General features: G+C 60.6%; 20 protein-coding genes. 12 read left to right on the plus strand and 8 right to left on the minus strand.

What is annotated here, in order from left to right; genetic code table 11:
* On the minus strand, positions 1-321 hold the full coding sequence (locus BK667_RS06985) for an ArsR/SmtB family transcription factor (RefSeq protein WP_123507456.1): 321 nt from the start codon (positions 319-321) through the stop codon (positions 1-3).
* A gap of 171 nt (positions 322-492) precedes the next feature.
* On the opposite strand from BK667_RS06985, the gene BK667_RS06990 reads away from it, so the two are divergent.
* Positions 493-1,062, plus strand: coding sequence for an acyl carrier protein phosphodiesterase (locus BK667_RS06990; protein ID WP_123597232.1), 570 nt, complete (start codon positions 493-495; stop codon positions 1,060-1,062).
* Positions 1,063-1,171: 109 nt separating this feature from the next.
* On the opposite strand, the gene BK667_RS06995 is transcribed toward BK667_RS06990, so the two are convergent.
* On the minus strand, positions 1,172-1,966 hold the full coding sequence (locus BK667_RS06995; protein ID WP_123507458.1) for a lysophospholipid acyltransferase family protein: 795 nt from the start codon (positions 1,964-1,966) through the stop codon (positions 1,172-1,174).
* Positions 1,966-2,721, minus strand: coding sequence for an L-ornithine N(alpha)-acyltransferase (gene olsB / locus BK667_RS07000; protein WP_123597157.1), 756 nt, complete (start codon positions 2,719-2,721; stop codon positions 1,966-1,968). Before olsB ends, BK667_RS06995 begins: the two co-directional genes overlap by 1 nt.
* Before the next feature lie 154 nt (positions 2,722-2,875).
* Here olsB and BK667_RS07005 point away from each other — a divergent pair, with 154 nt between their 5' ends.
* The 5 genes from BK667_RS07005 to BK667_RS07030 all read left to right on the plus strand — a co-directional run bounded on the left by BK667_RS07005 (position 2,876) and on the right by BK667_RS07030 (position 7,234).
* Positions 2,876-3,763, plus strand: a complete 888-nt coding sequence (locus tag BK667_RS07005; RefSeq protein ID WP_123597158.1) for an acyl-CoA dehydrogenase middle domain-containing protein — start codon at positions 2,876-2,878, stop codon at positions 3,761-3,763.
* 155 nt (positions 3,764-3,918) lie between these two features.
* The gene (locus BK667_RS07015; protein ID WP_123597160.1) at positions 3,919-5,013 is read left to right on the plus strand and encodes a serine hydrolase domain-containing protein; all 1,095 of its coding nucleotides are present in this window, start codon (positions 3,919-3,921) and stop codon (positions 5,011-5,013) included.
* A complete protein-coding gene (locus tag BK667_RS07020) occupies positions 5,010-5,333 on the plus strand; it encodes an amidase (RefSeq protein ID WP_123597161.1) in 324 nt (107 codons plus the stop codon). The genes BK667_RS07015 and BK667_RS07020 overlap by 4 nt, the downstream gene beginning before the upstream one ends.
* A 151-nt stretch (positions 5,334-5,484) precedes the next feature.
* Entirely contained in the window at positions 5,485-6,075 is a 591-nt protein-coding gene (locus BK667_RS07025; protein ID WP_123597162.1) for a YceI family protein, read from the plus strand.
* Position 6,076: 1 nt separating this feature from the next.
* A complete protein-coding gene (locus BK667_RS07030) occupies positions 6,077-7,234 on the plus strand; it encodes a phospholipase D-like domain-containing protein (protein WP_123597163.1) in 1,158 nt (385 codons plus the stop codon).
* Between the two features lie 504 nt (positions 7,235-7,738).
* Here BK667_RS07030 and bglX read toward each other — a convergent pair.
* Positions 7,739-10,030 (minus strand): beta-glucosidase BglX, encoded by a 2,292-nt coding sequence (bglX, locus tag BK667_RS07035; protein WP_123507474.1) that lies wholly within the window; start codon positions 10,028-10,030, stop codon positions 7,739-7,741.
* Positions 10,031-10,279: 249 nt separating this feature from the next.
* Between bglX and BK667_RS07040 the strand changes: the two genes are divergently transcribed.
* The 4 genes from BK667_RS07040 (at position 10,280) to BK667_RS07055 (ending at position 13,955) form a co-directional block, all read left to right on the plus strand.
* On the plus strand, positions 10,280-10,888 hold the full coding sequence (locus BK667_RS07040; protein WP_123507476.1) for a LemA family protein: 609 nt from the start codon (positions 10,280-10,282) through the stop codon (positions 10,886-10,888).
* A 106-nt stretch (positions 10,889-10,994) separates the two neighbouring features.
* On the plus strand, positions 10,995-11,750 hold the full coding sequence (locus BK667_RS07045) for a TPM domain-containing protein (RefSeq protein WP_054615911.1): 756 nt from the start codon (positions 10,995-10,997) through the stop codon (positions 11,748-11,750).
* A 43-nt stretch (positions 11,751-11,793) separates the two neighbouring features.
* The gene (locus tag BK667_RS07050; RefSeq protein ID WP_123597164.1) at positions 11,794-12,411 is read left to right on the plus strand and encodes a TPM domain-containing protein; all 618 of its coding nucleotides are present in this window, start codon (positions 11,794-11,796) and stop codon (positions 12,409-12,411) included.
* A 329-nt stretch (positions 12,412-12,740) separates the two neighbouring features.
* Positions 12,741-13,955 carry a class I SAM-dependent methyltransferase gene (locus BK667_RS07055; protein ID WP_123597165.1) on the plus strand — a complete coding sequence of 405 codons (1,215 nt, stop codon included), beginning with the start codon at positions 12,741-12,743 and terminating at the stop codon, positions 13,953-13,955.
* A 132-nt stretch (positions 13,956-14,087) separates the two neighbouring features.
* On the opposite strand, the gene BK667_RS07060 is transcribed toward BK667_RS07055, so the two are convergent.
* The gene (locus BK667_RS07060) at positions 14,088-14,978 is read right to left on the minus strand and encodes a DMT family transporter (RefSeq protein WP_123507482.1); all 891 of its coding nucleotides are present in this window, start codon (positions 14,976-14,978) and stop codon (positions 14,088-14,090) included.
* 301 nt (positions 14,979-15,279) lie between these two features.
* Here BK667_RS07060 and BK667_RS07065 point away from each other — a divergent pair, with 301 nt between their 5' ends.
* A complete protein-coding gene (locus tag BK667_RS07065) occupies positions 15,280-15,861 on the plus strand; it encodes a DJ-1/PfpI family protein (protein ID WP_123597166.1) in 582 nt (193 codons plus the stop codon).
* 14 nt (positions 15,862-15,875) lie between these two features.
* On the plus strand, positions 15,876-16,181 hold the full coding sequence (locus BK667_RS07070) for a ribbon-helix-helix domain-containing protein (protein WP_123507486.1): 306 nt from the start codon (positions 15,876-15,878) through the stop codon (positions 16,179-16,181).
* A gap of 143 nt (positions 16,182-16,324) precedes the next feature.
* Here the strand turns inward: BK667_RS07070 and BK667_RS07075 are convergent, their stop codons facing one another.
* The 3 genes from BK667_RS07075 to BK667_RS07085 all read right to left on the minus strand — a co-directional run bounded on the left by BK667_RS07075 (position 16,325) and on the right by BK667_RS07085 (position 20,485).
* A complete protein-coding gene (locus BK667_RS07075) occupies positions 16,325-18,883 on the minus strand; it encodes a TonB-dependent receptor (protein ID WP_123597233.1) in 2,559 nt (852 codons plus the stop codon).
* A gap of 121 nt (positions 18,884-19,004) precedes the next feature.
* Positions 19,005-19,952, minus strand: coding sequence for a FecR family protein (locus BK667_RS07080; protein WP_123507488.1), 948 nt, complete (start codon positions 19,950-19,952; stop codon positions 19,005-19,007).
* Positions 19,949-20,485 carry an RNA polymerase sigma factor gene (locus tag BK667_RS07085; protein WP_123597167.1) on the minus strand — a complete coding sequence of 179 codons (537 nt, stop codon included), beginning with the start codon at positions 20,483-20,485 and terminating at the stop codon, positions 19,949-19,951. The genes BK667_RS07080 and BK667_RS07085 overlap by 4 nt, the downstream gene beginning before the upstream one ends.
* Between the last annotated feature and the right edge of the window lie 26 nt (positions 20,486-20,511).

Here is a 20,511-nt window from a genome sequence, read left to right on the forward strand (position 1 = left end):
TTAATTCCTTGTCGGAGCGCTGAGCTCTTTGACGATGGCGTCGAGGGCCGCCTGGATCACGTCCTCGTTGCGTTTGAAGAAGTGCCATTGACCGGCTTTCTGGCTGCTGATCAGACCCGCACGTTGCAACGTCGCCAAATGCGCGGACACCGTCGACTGCGACAGGCCGCAGCGTTGATCGATCTGCCCGGCGCAAATGCCGTATTCGTGGTTGTGGATCTGTTCCGGGAACTGGACCTTGGGGTCTTTCAGCCAGATGAGGATGTCTCGGCGTACTGGGTGTGCCAGGGCTTTTATTATTTCGTCGAGGTCGATGGTCATGGTTTGGGCTCGTGATGAGTAAAACGCTATATCGCGATGGGGCGAACTTTAAATCGGTCTATCACGATATACCAATATGATTTTGGTCTGACGACCGTGTAAATCGGTATATCGGGTTATAACGATACGTAGGGTGTAACGATACGGATGGGCAGTGCTAAGCTGCGCGACATGAATTATCTCGCACATCTGCACCTCGGTGGCCAGCGCCCCGGTCAATGGCTCGGCAGTCTGTATGGCGATTTCGTCAAGGGACGGCTGCAAGGGCAGTTCGACCCGGAGATCGAAGCGGCCATCCAGCTGCATCGCAGCATCGACGTCTTTACCGACCGCCATCCGTTGGTAGACGTCGCGTTGTCACGGTTTTCCATCACCCGTCGGCGTTATGCCGGGATTGTCCTCGATGTGTTTTTCGATCACTGTCTGGCCCGGGATTGGACGCTCTACTCGGATCAGCCGCTGGCGCAGTTCACCTCGGACGTTTACCGGGTGCTGTCCAGCGAGCCGCAGTTGCCGGAGCGCCTGGCGCAAATCGCGCCGCACATGGTGGCCAATGACTGGTTGGGCTCTTATGAGGATTTCGAGGTGCTGGCGCAGGTGCTGCGGGGGATTTCCCGGCGGTTGACCAAGCCTGAGGAACTGGCCGGGGCGATGCAGGAGTTGCGGGTGTTGTATGAGCCGTTGAGTGATGACTTCCGGCTGTTCTATCCACAGCTGCAGGATTTCGCCCAAAACCGCTGACTCACATCCCTGTAGGAGCAAAGCTTGCTCGCGATTGGGTCACCGCGGTTGATCTGGTGACCGCGTTATCGTTCATCGCGAGCAAGCTTTGCTCCTACAGAAAACGGGATCAGGCGGCGATGAGTTCGCCGGCACGTCGTGGTTCTGCCGGTTTCGCCACTTCACCAAACAACGCCCTCTGCACCGCCTGCTGCGCCTCGAACGCCAGCGCTGCACGCTCGCGACCTTCGCACGCAATCGGCTTGAGTACGTGAATCTCCACCTCGCCCCGATCATTGGCAAACAAACGCATCAGGTGCGAGAGCAAATCATCATCGCCAATAAACGGCGCCAGCGAATCGATTTCCCCATCGCGCAGATACCGGATCGCCACCGGTTGCATCGGCACTTGCGCATCAATCGCCGCTGACAACAGGCGACCGTGGAACGTACGCAACGAACGGCCATCGGTGGTGGTGCCTTCCGGGAACATCAACAACGGGTGTTGTTGCTCCAGATGGCGAGTCATCTGTTTGCGGATCAACTGGCTGTCGCCCGAGCCGCGACGGATAAACAAACTGCCAGCCTTGGCCGCCAACCAACCGGCCACCGGCCAGGTGCGCACTTCGGCCTTGGACAGGAACGACAGCGGCGTGATCATGCCCAGCAGCGGGATGTCGGTCCAGGACACGTGGTTGCTGACCCACAGCATCGGCGTCTTTGGCAGCTCGCCATGAACCGTTACGCGAAAGGGCAGGGCGTTGCTCAACCGCGCCATGAAAAACCGCGACCAGCGCTGGCGACGGACCATCGAATGGGCAATCCCGGCACGTTCGAACAAACCGAACACGCTGGCCATGGTTAAGCCCAACGCCACCACAAACAGCACTCGCGCAATTCGCGCGTACACCCGAAGGCGGCTCATTACATGGCCGCCTTGAAGTGTTTGGCGTAACGCGGGCAGAGTTCGTCGCGTTTGAGCAGGATGAACACGTCGGCGACCTGGAAGTCCTCGTCCCAGCACGGCTCGCCACAGATCTTCGCGCCCAGGCGCATATAGGCCTTGAGCAGTGGCGGCATTTCCGCAATCACGTTGGACGGCAGATCTAACACAGGCAGCGGTTTTTTCGGCTCGGCCCGCAGGTGTTCGGTGCACAAGTAGCGTTCGCGCAGGCGCTGCATGATGGCGTGGGCCTGAATCCCGCCGTCCTGCATCGGAATGCTCGCGCAACCCATCAAATAGCTGTAGCCGCCCTGATTGAGGACTTCGGCCAGTTCACCCCAAAGCACGGCGATGGTGCCGCCGCTGCGGTAGGCCGGGTCGACGCAGGTGCGACCGATTTCCAGGATCGGGCCTTTAAGAGAAACCAGGCCGTGCAAGCTGAATTCTTCTTCGCTGTAGAACTTGCCCAGGCTGCTCGCGGCGGTGTGGTCGAGCAAACGGGTGGTGGCTACCAAACGGCCGCTGTTCAAGTCACGTACGCCGATGTGGGCGCAGTGAACATCATAGTCATCCATGTCCAGGCCGCGTTCCGCGCCTTTCAGCTTGGCGTTGAATTCGCCGCTGAACACGTTGAAGCGCAGGGCCTGGGCTTCCTGCAAAGCCTCGCTGCCGATCAGGCGTTCGGCTTGCAGGCGGCGTTCATTGCCGGTGTCGCTGATGCGGGCGATCTGAGTCATTGTGAATCTCCGTACGGGCCGGGCACCCGTCGTGGGTTGCAGCCGATCGACTTTCTTTATGCAGCCGTGTTGTGCAAAGTCAGGCTATGTAGCCCCGGTGTCATCGCCATGAAGCTTTGGTGATGCTTATATGACAGCCCACAAGGAGCCTCTAATGCCCTGGCAAACCCTGCTCAATCGCCGCGAACGCCTGCCCGCCAACGCGGACCTGGCCGAAGGTTTTGCGACCTTGTTGCATCAGTTGGGCACGGTCACGCCGTTCGAACTGGCGGTGGCCGGCGCACGTTTGATGGCGACGCCGGGGCTGGCGTTTCTGGTGGGTTATCAAGCGGCGTTACGCGTGCTGTGGCCGAGCGCGCCGCAGAGCCTCGGCGCCTTGTGCGCGACCGAACAACGCAGCCTGCGTCCGGCGGACATGCAGACCCGCCTCAAGGGCCTGCGCTTGAATGGGCGCAAGGATTTCGTCACCGCCGGCGATGCCGCCGACTGGCTGCTGATCGCCGCCCGCAGCGAAGAGCTTGGGGAAAATCCGCGACTGAGCCTCGCGGTGGTGTATCCCGGTGAGCCGGGTGTGCGCCTGGAAAAACTCCCTGCCATCGCGTTGATGCCGGACATCAGCCATGGCCGGGTATTTCTCGACAATGCCTTCTGCGAATTGCTGGCCGGGGATGGCTGGGATGCTTATGTCAAACCGTTCCGTACTCTGGAAGACGTCTATGTGTTGAGCGCCATGACCGCTTGGTTGTATGGCGTCGCTCAGGACAGCGACTGGCCGCAAGGCCTGCAATTGCGGTTGCTGGCGCTGCTGGCCGGGTGTGCAGAAGCCAGTCGCCAGGCGCCGGGCAACCTGGCCGGGCATGTGTTGTTGGGTGGGTTGTTTGCGCAGTTTGAGGGGCTCAAGGCAGAGGTGAATCAGGCCTTGGCTGAAGGGCCGCCGTTGTGGGCGGCGATGTGGCAGCGGGATCAAGCGGTGATGGACCTCGCGGCGGGGGCGCGGGGGAAGCGGTTGGCCAAGGCGTTGGCGGGATCTTTGTCCGGCTGACGGGCCTCTTCGCGGGCAAGCCTCGCTCCTACAGGGATCGCGCGGAACCTGTAGGAGCGAGGCTTGCCCGCGAAGGCGTCATCATGGCCGACGCCAATCCAAAACTGTAACCATCCTCAACTAACCTCAGCATGTCCATCCCCCGAGCCCCCACCATGTTCAAAGGCTTGTCCCTGCTTTTTATCCTCCTGCTCAGCCAAACGGCCCACGCCGAATACTGGCCCGCTGAACAATGGTCGCCCGGCCCGAAAGTCACCGGCGCGGCCCTCGAAGCTCTGGAAACCTACGCCTTCCCACCCCGCGATGACACCACCCGAACAGGCATCCGCACTGACGCCTTGCTGGTGATCCGCGACGGTCAACTGATCTACGAACGCTACGCCGGCCCAACCACCGCTGACACGCCGCACCTGACCTGGTCCATCAGCAAAAGCCTGATGGCGGCGGTGCTCGGCGTGGCCTATGGCGAAGGCCTGTTCACCTTGCAGGACCCAGCGGTGAAGTTTTACCCGGCGCTGGAAAACCACCCGGCGATCACCCTGGCCGACCTGCTGCACTGGGCGTCCGGCCTGGACTGGCAGGAAGACTACGAATACGCGCCGCTGAAATCCTCGGTGGTGGCCATGCTCTACACCCGTGGCCACTCGAACATGGCAGCGTTCACCGCCGGGCACGATGAATACGCTGCGCCGGGCCAGGCGTTTCGCTATTCCAGCGGCGACAGCAACCTGCTCTCGGCAGCGCTGAAAAACATCGTCGGCCCGAGCCGTTATCCCGACTATCCGTGGACTGCATTGTTCGAGCCGCTGGGGATTCGTCATGCCGTCTGGGAAACCGACGCCACCGGGGCGTTTGTCGCCTCATCCTATGCCTACCTCACCGCCCGGGACCTGGCGCGGATTGGGCTGTTGATGGCGCGAGACGGTCGTTGGGGTGATCGGCAATTGCTGCCCAAGGACTGGGTCGCCTTCAACCGCGAGCCCTTCGCCGGTTATCGCGCCCATCAGGACGAGGCCGTGCCGGGTGGCCAGTGGTGGCTCAATCGCGCAGTGGACGGCGCGGCACAACCTTGGCCCGATGCGCCTGCCGACACCTTTGCGGCGCTGGGCCATTGGGGGCAGGCGCTGTACGTGATCCCCAGCGAAAACCTGGTGATCGTGCGGTATGGCGATGATCGCGACGGCAGCTACCGGCACAACGAATTGCTCAAGTTCGCGCTCAAGGCGTTTGCCGGGAAGGTGCAGCCATGAGCCTTTTTGTTCGCCGTCGTCCGTTCTCCAGCGTCTTTTTATTACTGCTGGTTTTGCTGCTCGGCTGGATCTGGCAGGAGCGGGTGGCGCTCTGGGCGTTCCCGGACATCATCAGTGCCTACACCGCCAAGGAATATTGCTCGTGCCGGTATGTGATGAACAATGACGTCGGGTACTGCCGGGGCTACGTGAAGCAGTGGTTGCCCTTCAGCGGGTTTACCGATGATGACGCTGCCAAACATGTGACGGTCAGTGGCATGGGCCGCAGCAACAGCGCGCAGTGGATCGGCGAACGCCAGGGCTGTCGCCTGCAACCCTGAGACGATCGTATTTTTTGTAGGAGCAAGGCTTGCCCGCGATGGCATCCCTGAGATCGCTATCGCGGGCAAGCCTTGCTCCTACCGGTTTCGGTTTGCAACAGGGCCACGCCCGGTTAAGGTTCGCTCAGGTTTATCTGCCCCACGGGTCTTTATGTTCAACCGCTCCCTCTGCAAAACCCTCGCCTTCCTGCTTCTGACCGGTGCCACGCTGTCGGCCCACGCCGATTGGTATCTCGATGGCGAGTCGTCGCGGCTGTCGTTCATCAGCACCAAAAACGCCAATATTTCCGAAGTGCAGCGCTTTCTGGTGCTGCACGGCAAGGTCGATCCCAAGGGGCTGGCGCAGGTGGAAGTCGAGATGGATTCGGTGAACAGCGGCATCCCGCTGCGTGACGAGCGGATGCGCAAGGACCTGTTCGAGATCCAGACCTTCCCTGATGCCGTGATCACCGCGCAGATCGACCTGCGCCCGATCAACGACCTGGCCCCCGGCGCCCAACTGGAATTGCGTTTGCCGCTGACCGTCAACCTTCACGGCAAACAACACGAATACAGCGCCGAACTGCTGGCGACCCGTCTCGATGACCGGCGCTTTCAGGTGGTGACCCTGGAGCCGCTGGTGATCAACGCTGAAGATTTTGACCTGGCCCCGGGGCTGGAAGGTTTGCGCAAGGTCGCCGGTTTGTCGGCCATCAGTCTGTCGGTGCCGGTGAGTGCGGTGCTGATTTTCACGGCGCGCTGACATGGCCGGCGCCGTATTTCCGTGGCGTGAAGGCAATCGCTTTGAATTGCTGATCGATGGCCCGCAGTTCTTCCCGCGCATGTTGGTGGCGATTGCCCGGGCTGAAGAACAGGTCGAACTGGAGCTGTATCTGGTGGAGGCGGGGGCCTGCGCCGAGGCGATGGTCCAGGCGTTGGTGCAAGCCGCCGAACGCGGTGTGCGGGTGCGCTGCCTGTTCGATGACTATGGCAGCCTGGCGTTCACGCTGAACCTGCGCCAACGCTTGATGGCGGCGGGTGTGGAGCTGCGTTTCTACAATCGCTTGAGCTGGCGGCGTTGGGTCGGCAATTTCTATCGCGATCACCGCAAGCTGTTGTTAGTGGACCAGAGCCTGGCGGTGGTCGGCGGCACAGGCGTCACGGATGAGTTCTGGACGCCGGGCGAAGACACCAGCGAATGGCACGAAGTGATGGTCGAAATCAGCGGCCCTCTGGTGCTTGACTGGCAATTGCTGTTCGACCGCCAATGGATTGCCAACCGCCACCGCCGCGCCTGGAAACCCGCCTCGCACTTCGGCTTGCCACGTTTGCCCCGCGTGCCGTCCATGGGTGAGGGCATGGGCCGGGTGGCCTATGCCGACGCCCGCCAGCACCGGGACATCCTGCAATCGTTATTCCGTGCCTTGAACAGCGGGCAGCAACGCATCTGGCTGGCCACGCCGTATTTCCTGCCGACCTGGAAAGTCCGCCGCTCCTTGCGCAAGGCCGCCGCACGTGGCATCGACGTGCGTCTGCTGCTGACCGGTCCGCGCACCGATCACCCGTCGGTGCGTTACGCCGGCCATCGCTACTACCCGCGACTGCTCAAGGCCGGGGTGAAAATCTTCGAATACCAGCCGTGTTTCCTGCACCTGAAAATGGTCCTGGTGGACGATTGGGTGAGCATCGGCTCGTGCAACTTCGACCACTGGAATTTGCGCTTCAATCTGGAAGCCAACCTGGAAGCGCTGGACCGCGGATTGACGGAGGCGGTGGTGGCGAGTTTCGAAAAGGACTTTGCCCTGAGCCAGGAAGTCAGCCTGGAGGAGTGGCAACGCCGGCCATTGTGGCGGCGGGTCAAGCAGCGGGTGTGGGGATGGGTGGATCGGTTAGTGGTGAACCTGCTGGATCGCCGGGGCTAATCGATAACACCGACGACCCCTGTAGGAGCGAGGCTTGCCCGCGAAGACGGTGTGTCAGTCGACATCAATTTTGAATGACACACCGCATTCGCGGGCAAGCCTCGCTCCTACAGGGGATTTGCGTCGGGCACAAAATCTGATGGCAACCCGAAACAACTGTGGGAGCGAGCTTGCTCGCGATGGCGGCATAACAGTCAACAGAGATGTTGAATGTGATGGCCTCTTCGCGGGCAAGCCTCGCTCCTACAGGGGATTTGTGTTGGGCACAAAATCTGATGGCAACCCGAAACAACTGTGGGAGCGAGCCTGCTCGCGAAGGCGGATTAACATTCGACGACGATGTTGAATGTGATGGCCTCTTCGCGGGCAAGCCTCGCTCCTACAAAGGGGGATTGATCGTTCCCACGCTCTGGCGTGGGAATGCAGCCCGTGACGCTCCGCGTCACTGGACGCGGAGCGTCCCCAGAGGCATTCCCACGCAGAGCGTGGGAACGATCAACGGCGTTACAGCAATTCGAAGCTCTGCTGCGTCACGTCCTGGGAGTCCAGGCCGATCTGTACGTTGAACTTGCCTGGCTCTGCGGCGTATTTGAGTTGGGCGTTGTAGAACTTCAGGTCGTCCTCGGTAATGGTGAAGTGCACGACTTTCTGTTCGCCGGCCTTGAGCATGACTTTCTGGAAGTTCTTCAGTTCCTTGACCGGGCGGATCATCGAGCCGGTGACGTCCTGGATGTACAACTGCACCACGGTTTCGCCATCACGCTGGCCGGTGTTTTTCACCATGACGCTGGCGTCGAGCTTGCCGGTTTTGTTCAGGGTGGTCGACGACAGCGCCATGTCGTCCACGCTGAACGTGGTGTAGCTCAGGCCGAAACCGAACGGGAACAGCGGTCCGGTGGTGTCGTCGAAATACTGCGAGGTGTAGTTGCCCGGTTTACCCGGCGTGAACGGCCGCCCAATGCTCAGGTGGTTGTAGTAGGTCGGAATCTGCCCCACCGAACGCGGGAAGGTGATCGGCAATTTGCCCGATGGGTTGTAGTCGCCGAACAGCACGTCAGCGATGGCGTTGCCGCCTTCGGTGCCGCTGAACCAGGTTTCCAGAATCGCGTCAGCCTGATCTTTCTCTTCGAGAATCGACAGCGGACGGCCGTTCATCAACACCAGCACCAGCGGTTTGCCAGTCGCTTTCAACGCCTTGATCAACTCGCGCTGATTGGCCGGGATGTTCAGGTCAGTACGGCTCGACGATTCGTGGGACATGCCACGGGATTCGCCGACCGCTGCCACCACCACATCTGCATCCTTGGCGGCTTTCACCGCTTCGTCGATCAGCACCTGGGCCGAACGCGGATCGTCCACCACTTCCGGCGCATCGAAGTTCAGGAAGTTGAGGTAATCGAGGACTTTCTTGTCGCTGGTGATGTTGGCGCCACGGGCGTAGATCAGCGTGGCTTTGTCGGCCACGGCGGCGTTCATGCCGTCGAACAGGGTCACCGATTGTGCCGGTTTGCCGGCAGCGGCCCAGCTACCCATCATGTCGATTGGCGCTTTAGCCAACGGACCGACCAGAGCGATTTTCGCGGTTTTCTTCAGCGGCAGGGTTTCATTCTGGTTTTTCAGCAACACCAGGCTGCGGCGCGCAACGTCGCGGGCCTCCGGGCGGTGCAAACGGTTTTCGGCATAGGTGTCGGCCGGGTCATCTTCAGCCTTGCCGATACGCAGGTACGGGTCCTTGAACAGGCCCATGTCGTACTTGGCGGCCAGCACTTCACGCACGGCGTTGTCGATGTCTTTCTGTTCGATGTCGCCCGACTTCAACAATCCCGGCAGCTCTTTGCCGTAGAGGGTGTCGTTCATGCTCATGTCGATGCCGGCCTTGATCGCCAGCTTCGCCGCTTCACGACCGTCCGCCGCGACACCGTGCTTGATCAGCTCGAAAATCGCCCCGTGGTCGCTGACCGCCAGGCCTTTGAAGCCCCATTCCTTGCGCAACAGGTCGTTCATCAGCCAGGTGTTGGCGGTGGCCGGCACGCCGTTGATCGAGTTCAGCGCAACCATCACCCCGCCAGCGCCGGCATCAATCGCGGCGCGGTACGGCGGCAGGTAGTCCTGGTACATCTTGACCGGGCTCATGTCGACGACGTTGTAGTCGCGACCGCCCTCGACCGCGCCATACAAGGCGAAGTGCTTGACGCTGGCCATGATGCTGTCGGCCGCGTTGGCGCCCTGACCCTGGAAGGCCTTGACCATCACGCCGGCAATGCGCGAGACCAGATAGGTGTCTTCACCGAAACCTTCGGAAGTCCTGCCCCAGCGTGGGTCGCGAGAGATATCGACCATCGGCGCGAACGTGATGTCGAGGCTGTCGGCAGCGGCTTCCTTGGCGGCGATGCGCCCGGAGCGCCCGATAGCGTCCATGTCCCAGCTCGAAGCCAGGGCAATCGGGATCGGGAAAATCGTGCGGTGGCCGTGAATCACGTCATAGGCGAAGAACATCGGGATCTTCAACCGGCTGCGCATGGCCGCGTCCTGCATCGGACGGTTTTCCGGGCGGGTGATCGAGTTGAACGTGCCACCAATGTTGCCGGCTGCAATTTCCTTGCGGATCAGCTCCCGAGGCATTTCCGGGCCGATGCTGATCAGGCGCAATTGGCCGATTTTTTCATCGAGGGTCATTTGCTTCATCAGGTTGCTGATGAAGGCGTCCTTGTTCTCCAGGGGTGCGGGGGTCGTGGCGGCCAGTACGGTATGACTGGCCAGACTGACGAACAGGCCCAGCAAACACAGCTTCTTCATGAATAGTTTTCTCAAAGGCCTAAACGGCAGTGAATATGCGCCGGTCAGCCAAAATTTAGGGAGCGACTATTGTTGTTCGGGCGTTGTTCAGGAAAATGCAGCACACTTCTGAACTCTTTTTCGCGCAGGGCATCTTTTAGCCCATTGGCCCGATGCAATCCAGTGGTGGCGGCAGATTATGCCTCATCCACCTGGTTTGAAGGCCGCGGGTTGTTTTTCAACGGAATGTGCACGGGAGCATCACCTGACATGAATGTACGACTCAACTATCGATCGAGCCTGCAAGTCGCGGCACTGATGCTGCTGACCACCCTGCTGGCCGGCTGCGGCATCAACAACATTCCGACCCTCGACGAACAGGCCAAGGCTGCCTGGGGCCAGGTGCAGAACCAGTACCAACGCCGGGCGGATCTGATCCCCAACCTGGTAGAAACGGTCAAGGGCTACGCCAAGCACGAAGAAGACACCCTGACCGCCGTGGTCGAAGCCCGGGCCAAGGCGACGTCGATCCAGGTCGATGCCAACACCCTCGACAACCCGGAAAAACTCAAACAGTTCCAAGCGGCCCAAGATCAACTGACCGGTGCCCTGAGTCGTTTGATGGTGGTGTCCGAACGCTACCCGGACCTCAAGGCCAACCAGAATTTCCTGGCCCTGCAGTCGCAACTTGAAGGCACCGAGAACCGCATCGCCGTGGCCCGCCGCGACTTCATCCTCGCGGTGCAGAAATACAACACCGAAATCCGCACCTTCCCCGGTCGCCTGTGGCACAGCGTGATGTACAGCGATTTGCCGATCCGCGAAACCTTTGAAGCGACCAGCCCGGATGCCGAAAAAGCACCGCAAGTGAAATTCTGACGAATAGCTCCAAGTTGTAAGCGGCAAGCTGCAAGCGAGGGCAACGCGTACCGCTTCTACTTGGCGCTTGCCGCTTAAAACTTGCCGCTGTCCCGGAGGGATCCCAATGCGCGTGTTGAAGATGGGCCTGGTGCTGTTGCTCTGGGTGGTTGCAGTCACGGCCCAGGCCGAGTTGAAGTTCCCGCCGCTGACCGGGCGGGTGGTGGACAACGCGCAGATGATCGAGCCGGCGGTGCGCGAGCAATTGACGCAGCAACTCCAGGCCCACGAAACGGCGACCGGCGAGCAATTGGTGGTGGTGACGCTGCCGGACTTGCAGGGCACCGACATCGCCGATTTCGGTTATCAACTCGGTCGCGCCTGGGGCATCGGCCAGAAGGACAAGAACAACGGAGCGCTGCTGATCGTCGCTCGGGATGAGCGCAAGCTGCGGATCGAAGTCGGTTATGGCCTGGAAGATCGCCTGACCGATGCCCAGAGTTCGGTGATCATCAACCAGGTGATCACACCGGCGTTCAAGACCGGCAATTTCAGCAAAGGCATCAGCGACGGTGTCGCGGCGATGTTGGTGGTGTTGGGCGGCAGTCCGCTGGATGAACCATCGACGGTTTATGAGCCGCGAGGTGATGAGGACAGCGATTTCGTTTCGCGCCATCCCGGTGTGTTCATCTTTCTGGTCATGCTGTTCATCCTGACTATTTTCATCTGCCAGATGCTCGGTATCCTGCCGACCGGCCGAGGCGGCTCCGGTGGTTCGAGCGGCGGTTTCGGCGGGGGAGGGTTTGGCGGCGGCGGTGGAGGCGGGGGCTTCAGCGGTGGCGGGGGCAGTTTCGGGGGCGGCGGTTCGTCGGGCGGCTGGTGATAACACTACTAATAAAAACAAATGGGAATAGGCACTGATAGACATGGCATTACTGACTGAACACGAACAACGCAAAGTCGCCGAGGCGATTGCCCGGGTCGAGCGTGAAACCGACGCCGAACTGGTCACCGTGCTCGCGGCCCGCGCCGACGACTACGCGTACATCCCGCTGCTGTGGGCGAGTTTGCTGGCACTGGTGGTGCCGGGTGTCGTGCACTACCTGACCGGCGTGCTGACCATGCATAGCCTGTTGCTGGTGCAATGGGCCAGTTTTATCGTGCTGTGCCTGGTGTTCCGCATTCCCAAAGTCACCACCCACCTGATCCCGCGCTCGGTCCGGCACTGGCGCGCGTCGAACCTGGCCCGCCGACAGTTTCTGGAGCAAAACCTGCACCACACCGTGGGCAGTACCGGGATGCTGATTTTTGTCTGCGAAGCCGAGCGTTATGTGGAAATCCTGGTGGATGAAGGGATTTCCAAACGGCTGGATAACAAAAGCTGGGACGCGATTGTCGCGGCGTTTACCCAACAGGTGAAACAGGGCCAGACGTTGCAGGGGTTTGTCACCTGCATCGAGGCCTGCGGCGAGTTGCTCAAGGTGCATGTGCCGGTGACGCAGGTGAGGAATGAATTGCCGAATCGGTTGGTGGTGTTGGGGTAGGGTTTGGATTTTTCGTTCGACTTTAGAGCCACCCCTCACCCCAACCCTCTCCCCAAAGGGGAGAGGGGGCCGACCGAGTTGTTCTTTCGAGCTACATCGACCTGAAAAATTGGCGTTGAACTCACATACATCGACTTGAAAAATCGGCGTCGAACTCAGGTTTTGAAATGCCCCCGGTCGGCTCCCTTTCCCCCTCTCCCCTCTGGGGAGAGGGCTGGGGTGAGGGGTGGTTTTCAAACCGTTCGGTAAATAACAGCGTGTCCCAAACTCACATCCCCCCTAAAATACCCGCCATTCCCCGATTCGCACCGCCCGAGGCCGTTTTGCCCATGTCTGTCACCGCCACTCCCGCCAGCCTCGCGCCGGATCACCACGCCCAGTTCATCGACCTGTTGCAAACCAGCCTCGACGCCAACGCCTTCATCAAACTGGTGCTGGCCAAGTACGTCGGCAGCGAGGCAGATTTGCAGCGGCTGATCATCAAGCAACTCACGGTCAAGGATCAGCCTTGCCTGTCCTTCGTCTACCGCTACAAGACCCGCGACATCACCAAGAACTTCCCGCTGGCCGAAGGCGTGGCGACGATTGCCGCGTTGCTGCCGGACGCGTTTAAAAATGCGCATTTACTGTCCCTGACCGACGAAGCCCAGCTCGAATACAGCAAAAAGGGCAAATCTTCGCTGTTCAAGAGCAAACCCCAGCAATTGCGCGAAGTGCCGTCCGCCGAGCATAACCGCGAGAAAAACCGCTTCCTCGACCTGAGCCGGCCGTTCCTCGCTGATCTGGGTGTGACCAACAGTAAGCACGAGCTGATCCCGGCGATGTCGCGCAAGTGGAAGCAGATCAACAAATTCATCGAAGTCTTCAGCCATGCCCTGACCACCTCGCCGCTGGCGTTGGACAAACCGGTGCGGGTGGCGGATTTCGGGTCGGGCAAGGGTTACCTGACGTTTGCGATTCACGATTACCTGCGCAACACCCTGAACGCCGAAGGCGAAGTCACCGGCGTCGAGTTGCGCGAAGAGATGGTCAACCTGTGCAACGCGGCGGCGGCGAAGCTCGATCATCCGGGGCTGGTGTTCAAATGTGGCGACGTGCGCAGCGTGGCGCCGAGCGAACTGGACGTGATGATCGCCCTGCATGCCTGCGACATCGCCACTGACTACGCGATCCACACCGGCATTCGTTCCGGCGCCTCGATCATCATGTGCTCGCCGTGCTGCCACAAACAGATCCGCCTGCAAATCCAGAGCCCGGCGCTGCTCAAGCCGATGCTGCAATACGGTTTGCACCTGGGCCAGCAGGCGGAAATGGTCACCGACAGCCTGCGCGCGCTGTTCCTTGAGGCTTGTGGCTACGAGACCAAAGTGTTCGAGTTCATCTCACTGGACCACACCAACAAGAACAAGATGATCCTGGCGGTGAAACGCGCCGAGCCGGTGGACCCGGCGCAGTTGTTGGTGAAGATCCAGGAATTGAAAGATTTCTATCAGATCACCGAGCATTGCCTGGAAACCTTACTGCGTTCCGACGGCCTCTTCTGATGCCTCAACCCTGTAGGAGCAAAGCTTGCTCGCGATAGCGATCTTGAGGACGCCATCGCGAGCAAGCTTTGCTCCTACAGGCGATGGCGATTTTGAAGACGCCTTCGCCGGCAAGCCTGGCTCCTACAAGAGCTATGCTGTGGCCACTTGGGCGGGTTTGATGGCGGTCTTGCGCCCCAACATCACCGTCACAATCACCCCCGCCGCAAACAGCCAGGTAATCGGCTCAATGTGTTCGCCAAAGAACAGCGCCGAAAACGCAATCGTGAAGAAGATCTGTAACAACTGAATCTGGCTGACCCGCGCGATTCCGCCCATCGCCAATCCGGCGTACCAGGCAAAGAAACCGATGAACTGCGAAAACAGCGAGACGTAACCAAACGCCCACCAGGTCTTGGCCGAGATCTCGCCCTGATGTTGCAGCGCCAGGTACGTCACCGGCCCAATCAGCAGCGGCGTCGACAGCACCAGCGCCCAGCAGATCACCTGCCAGCCGCCCATTTCCTTGGCCAATCGGCCGCCTTCGGCATAGCCCAAACCGCCCACGGCAATCGCCCCGAGCATCAGCAAATCACCGGCCTGAATACTGCCGGCACCGCTGATCAGCGCATAACCGAGCACCAACGCACTGCCCAACGCGGCGCAGGCCCAGAAGGCTTTCGACGGGCGTTCATGGGACAACCATGCGGCGTACAGCGCCACGCACAGCGGTTGCAAGCCATTGACCAGTGCACCGTGGGAGGCCGGCAACGTCTGCATGGCCCAGGCCGAGAGCACCGGGAAGCCGAGAATCACCCCGGCGATCACCAGCGTCAGGCCTTTGACCTGTTTCCAGGTCGGCCACTTCTCCCGACGCCACAACAGCAACAACGCCGCCGGCACCGCGGCGAACAATGCACGGCCCAGGCCGTTGAGCAACGGGTGGATTTCCTGCACGACGATGCGGGTGAAGGGCAGGGTGAGGCTGAAAATGACGACGCCAAGCAGGCCGAGGGCCATGCCGGTGTTTTCGCGCGAGGACATGAGGGCAACCAGAGTCGAGGGTGGCGGGAAGAGTGTTCATATAGCCATAAACATTGGGTTTGCCCCTGTTACAGCTAGGATCAGAATTATCCGTACAGTTTGAGGACGCCTTCGCGGGCAAGCCTCGCTCCTACAGGTTTTCGGTTGATCATTGATTTGCGTTCGACGCAAAACCCTGTAGGAGCGAGGCTTGCCCGCGAAGAACGATAACGCGGTAGTAGCTGGTTATTACCCGCCCCCGCCGATTAGGACTACCTTGAATACTCCTGCACGCCCACGTATTCCCAGAGGAGTCCTCCCCATGGCTGCCAAGAAAATCCTGATGCTGGTCGGCGATTACGTCGAAGACTACGAAGTGATGGTGCCGTTCCAGTCGCTGCTGATGGTGGGCCACACTGTGCACGCCGTGTGCCCGGACAAAACCGCCGGCCAGACCGTGCGCACCGCGATCCATGACTTCGAAGGCGACCAGACCTACAGCGAAAAGCCCGGTCATCTGTTTGCCCTGAACTTCGATTTCGCCAAGGTGAACGCCGCCGATTACGACGCGCTGCTGGTGCCGGGCGGTCGTGCGCCGGAGTACCTGCGCCTGAATGAAAAAGTCCTGGAGTTGGTGCGAGATTTCGACAAGGCCGGCAAACCGATCGCCGCCGTGTGTCATGGCGCACAATTGCTCGCCGCCGCCGGCATTCTCGAAGGACGCGAATGCAGCGCCTACCCGGCCTGCGCCCCGGAAGTGCGTTTGGCGGGCGGTACGTTCATCGATATTCCGGTGACGGAAGGCCACGTTCAAGGCAATCTGGCCACTGCTCCAGCCTGGCCGGCTCACCCGAACTGGCTCGCCGGTTTCCTCGGTTTGCTGGGCACCAAAATCACGCTGTAACGAGGGACTTTTGCATGTGCGAGCTCTACGTCAAAGCCGATCCGATCCTCTACGAATCGCGCTCCCGCTCGCTGCGCATCTGCGGGGTGGTCACCACCCTGCGCCTGGAGAACCAGTTCTGGGACATCCTCAGCGAAATCGCCGAAGTTGACGGCATGACCACCAACCAGTTGATCGCCAAGCTGTATGAAGAGGTGATGGATTACCGCGGGGAAGTGGTGAATTTTGCTTCGTTCTTGCGGGTGAGTTGTATGCGGTATCTGAGTCAGCGGCGGGTGATGGCGCCGGAGTTGTCGGTGGTTCGCACAGCGGCTAAATAGCTCATTGACCTTGCGGGCCTCTTCGCGGGCAAGCCTCGCTCCTACAGGGTTTTGTGGTGTCCGCGAAATATTCAAACACCACAAAACCTGTAGGAGCGAGGCTTGCCCGCGAAGGCGCCAGCCCAGACACCACAAATCCTGGATCAGAAGAACCGCGTCACACTCACCTTGGCATTCCTGCCCTGGCTATACGCCCGATCCCCGCTCAACGCCGGCCGGTAATCTTCATTAAACAGGTTATCGACAGTGAGGTTGACCTCGGTGCCTTTGAGATAAGCCTGCTGCGGTTTCCAGTTCGCAAACAACCCCTGCACGTTGTAACGATCGTTGGCGTACTGATCGTAAAACACATCCCCCACCGTGTTTTTGCTCGAACCATAGCGGTCGCTCGGCAAGCGATCAGTCTTACGCACAAACTCCCCCTGCCAACCGACTTGCGCATCCCAACTCGGAATCTTCACCCCCAGCACCGCAATCCACTTCGGCGGCGGCACGTCGCGCACCCAGACATCCGGGCCCCACGGGTTGGTGTAGGCACCTTCGTGTTTGCCGCTCATCCATGAATAGGACAGCGAGCCGAACAGGTAAGTGGAGTCGTAGAAACTTTCCACTTCAAAGCCCTTGATGGTCAGCCCGCCGATGTTGCGGTAGTTGCCCATCGGCCCCGAGCCCTTGCAGTCCGAGGCGATGCTGCCGCCCTTGATTGCCTGGTTTTCGCAACCGACACCGGTGGCCTTGAAGATCTCGTCGTCGATCTTGTTGCGAAACAGCGTGGTGCGGATCTGTACGTTGTCGTGGTCCTGGAACACGTTGGCAAAGTTGCTGATGTTACCGGCGCGCCACCCGGTGATGCGTTCCGGGTCGAGGTCGACGCTGGTGGCGGTGCGGCTGCCGACGCCCTGGACTTCGTACTGCTCGTCGATCACCGGCGCACGCCAGGTTTTGCTGTAGTCGACGAAGAAGCCGACATCCGGCGTGACCCGCCAGAACGCCGACAGACGCGGTGACCAACCGGTGTAGGTGCGGTCGCTGTAATCGTGGCCGATGGCCGGATCCGGGCTGGCGTAAAACGGCGCGTCGTTGGCCTCGCCACGGTTGCGCACGTGGTCGTAACGCACGGACGGCGTGAGGGTGAAGTCGCCCAGGGTGATGGCGTCTTGCACGTAGGCGCTGTGGGTGTCGACTTTGCCCTGGGGCATGAAGCTTGGCTGGAAATAGCCGTAGTTGTACTTAGGCACGTCGTAGGTCTTGCCCGGCATCCACATCTCGGTGTCGCGGCTGTGTTTGCGGATTTGTATACCGCTGGTCACCGCGTGGGCCAATGGGCCGGTGTCGAACAGGCTGATGTTGCTTGCCTCAAGGATCCGGTCCTTGTAGGCGGTGTCCATCTTGCGCCCGCCGGTGGAGGTCTGGAAAAACGCCGTGGCATCGCGCTCGTCGGTCTGATCGGTGTTGGATTCCGAGTAGCTGAGCTTGAAGTCGATCAAGCGATTGTCCAGCGGTTGGTATTGATACTTGGTCGACCAGGTGGTGTCGATGGTTTCGCGATTGGCCAAAAAGCGCTTCAAGGCATTTTCGTAGCCGTATTGCTTGATGTTGTCCTTGCTCGGCGGCGTCGGGTAACTGGCAGACGAGAAGGGCGTCCAGCGTTCGCTTTGGGAGCGCGAGTACGACAAGCCGACGCTGTGCTCATCGTTGAGGTGCAGATTGAACTTGAGCAACTGGCCGTCCAGATCCTGGGCGCTGTTGGGCAGGCGCTGAGGATTGATCGGGTAGCTGTGGTCCGGATCGGGCGGGGTGCCGGCGAGTTTCATGTCGTCGCCATCGCGCTTGGTCAGGTACACCAGCGCATCGGCGCGACCGTCGTCGGTACGGCCGAACACCGCGCCGCTGTAGGTTTGTTGATGGTCGTTGCTGGCGTAACCATATTTGAGCATGGCGCCGCTGTTGCGGCCCTCTTGCAACAAGTCCGGGGCGTCCTTGGTTTCCATGTGCACGGTGCCGCCGAAACCGCCGTTGCCGGTGAGCATCGAGTGCGGGCCTTTTTCCACTTCAATGCGTTTGATCAGCTCCGGCTCGATGAAAATCGTGCCTTGCTGGTAGCGCTCGAAACCGCTTTTGGTCGCGCCGTCCACGGTCAGCGGCACGTCCTCGGCGTCGCCCAGGCCCCAGATGTTGATGGTCTGGCCGCCGGGTTTCATCGAGCCGCCCATGCTTACGCCGGGCAACGTCGCCAGCAGGCTGGGGATGTTGCTCGGTTGATGGCGGTCGATGTCGGCCTGGGTCAGGGTCGAGCGGCCGACGGTGCTGGAATCGACCTCGGTGCCGCTGCCGATCACGCTCAAGGCGTCGAGCTGAATCCCGTCGCTGCTGCTGGTGACCGGTTCTTCGGGGCGTACCACGTAGGTTTGGTTGACCTTGATCAGGCCAAACTGACTGTTGTCGAGCAACTGGCGGATCGCCGCTTCGGCGCTGTAATCGCCATCGATGGCCGGGGCCTTGAGGTTGCGCAATTGCGCTTCGTCGAACAGCAACTGGATGTTCGCCTGCCGGGCAATCTGGCTCAGGGACGTGGCCAGCGACTGCGCCGGCAGGTGCAGGTTGATGGACTCGGCGTGGGCTTGCAGGCTGAACGACAGGCAGGCGGCGAGCAGGGTCGGGCGAAGGCAAACGAGCGGATAAGGCGAAGACGCGCGAAACATTGAATCCCCCAGGGCGGCGAAAAAGGCCAAAAAGGCCTGCATACAACGCAGACCGGAGGAAGACGCGGCAGGCAAAAAAAACCTCACATGCGAATGCAAAATATTCTCATGTGAGGTTTTTTCAGCGCGCTTCGATCCGTATTTGGCCGTCGGCGAGTGCGACGGTTTTCACCGGAATCAGCGCCGGGAGCGCGTTAAGCAATGCATCGGGATCATTCACGTCGAGGTTGCCGGATACCCTGAAACGCCCCAGTTTCCCATCGGCCAATAGCACCGGACGGGGGCGATAGAGGTTCAATTCGTCGATCAGGCTGGCCAGTTCGCGATTGCGAAACGACAAGTGACCGCTGCGCCAGTCCGCCACTTGCGCGTCAGTCAATGTCTGCTGTTGCAGGGTGCCGCTGGCCAGGTCGAACGCGGCTTGCTGCTGCGCGCCGAGCAGGGTTTGCGTCTTGCGGTCGGGGGCAAACGCGACCTGGCCGTGGGCGACGGTCACCACCACTTGCTTGTCATTGCGCCGCACATCAAAACCGGTGCCGACCACCCGTACCGTGGCTTCGCCGGTATGCACCCACAGTGGGCGCTCTTTATCCGGCGCCACGTCGAGATAGAACTGGCCCTGATCGAGGTAAATCTGCCGTTGCTGACCGTCGAAAGCGATGCGTAGCCGGGTGTTGGCGTTGACCGACAAGGTGCTGCCGTCGGGCAAATTGAAGGTGCGCGCGCCTTTGGCCTGGGCTGCGATCTGTTGCTGATAGACGCCGTGGGGCGTGCCGAGATTGAACGCCAGCACCGCACAGACCAGCGCCGCCGCAATCGCCAGGGCCGGACGCCAGGCATTCGGTTTGCGCTTCACAACGAGCAGCACCGGTTTGTTCTGTTGCTGGAGTTCGGCCAGATCGGCCCACAGTTCTTCGAACGCCCGGTAGGCCTTGGCCTGTTCGGGCACGCTCATCCACAGCTCGAATGCCTTGCGGTCGGCGCTGCCCTGATCCTGGCGGTTGCGCACAAACCAGCTCGCGGCCTGGGCGTCGATGCCGTCATCCGGCCGATCAATGTCGCGATTCATTCTGGCTGCTCCATGCCGGTCTCGTGGTCCAGGCGTTGCTTGCAATGCAACAGGGCGAAGGCGATGTGTTTTTCCACCATGCTCAGGGAAATGCCCATGCGCTCGGCAATCTGTGCCTGACTCAGGCCTTCAAAGCGGTGCAGCATAAGGGCTTCTCGACGGCGCGGCGAGAGTTCGGCGAGAACACCTTTAAGTTGCTCCAGACGTTGCAGGCGTTGGGCGCCCGCCAACGGGTCATGCTGATCGTCGGTGAGCGGTTCCGGGGCGGTGTCGTGATTGGGCTGCACGATGTGCCGCACCTTCTGCCGACGCCAGTGATCGCGTAGCAGATTGCGCGCCATCTGGAATAGAAATGCCCGCGGCTGTTCGACTTTGGCGCGCTCTCCATAGTCGAGCCATTGGGTGAACACGTCCTGGGTCATGTCCGCTGCGTCGCTGGGGTTATCCGTGCGTTTGCGCAGGTAATGCAGGATGTCCCCGTAGAACCGGCGAAAGGAGTCAGCCGACAACGGGTCGGGCGTGAGACGAGGCATGGATATCCTTCTTGACGAAGCGTATG

The organism is Pseudomonas frederiksbergensis (genome assembly GCF_003732705.1).
GTDB lineage: Bacteria > Pseudomonadota > Gammaproteobacteria > Pseudomonadales > Pseudomonadaceae > Aquipseudomonas > Aquipseudomonas frederiksbergensis_F.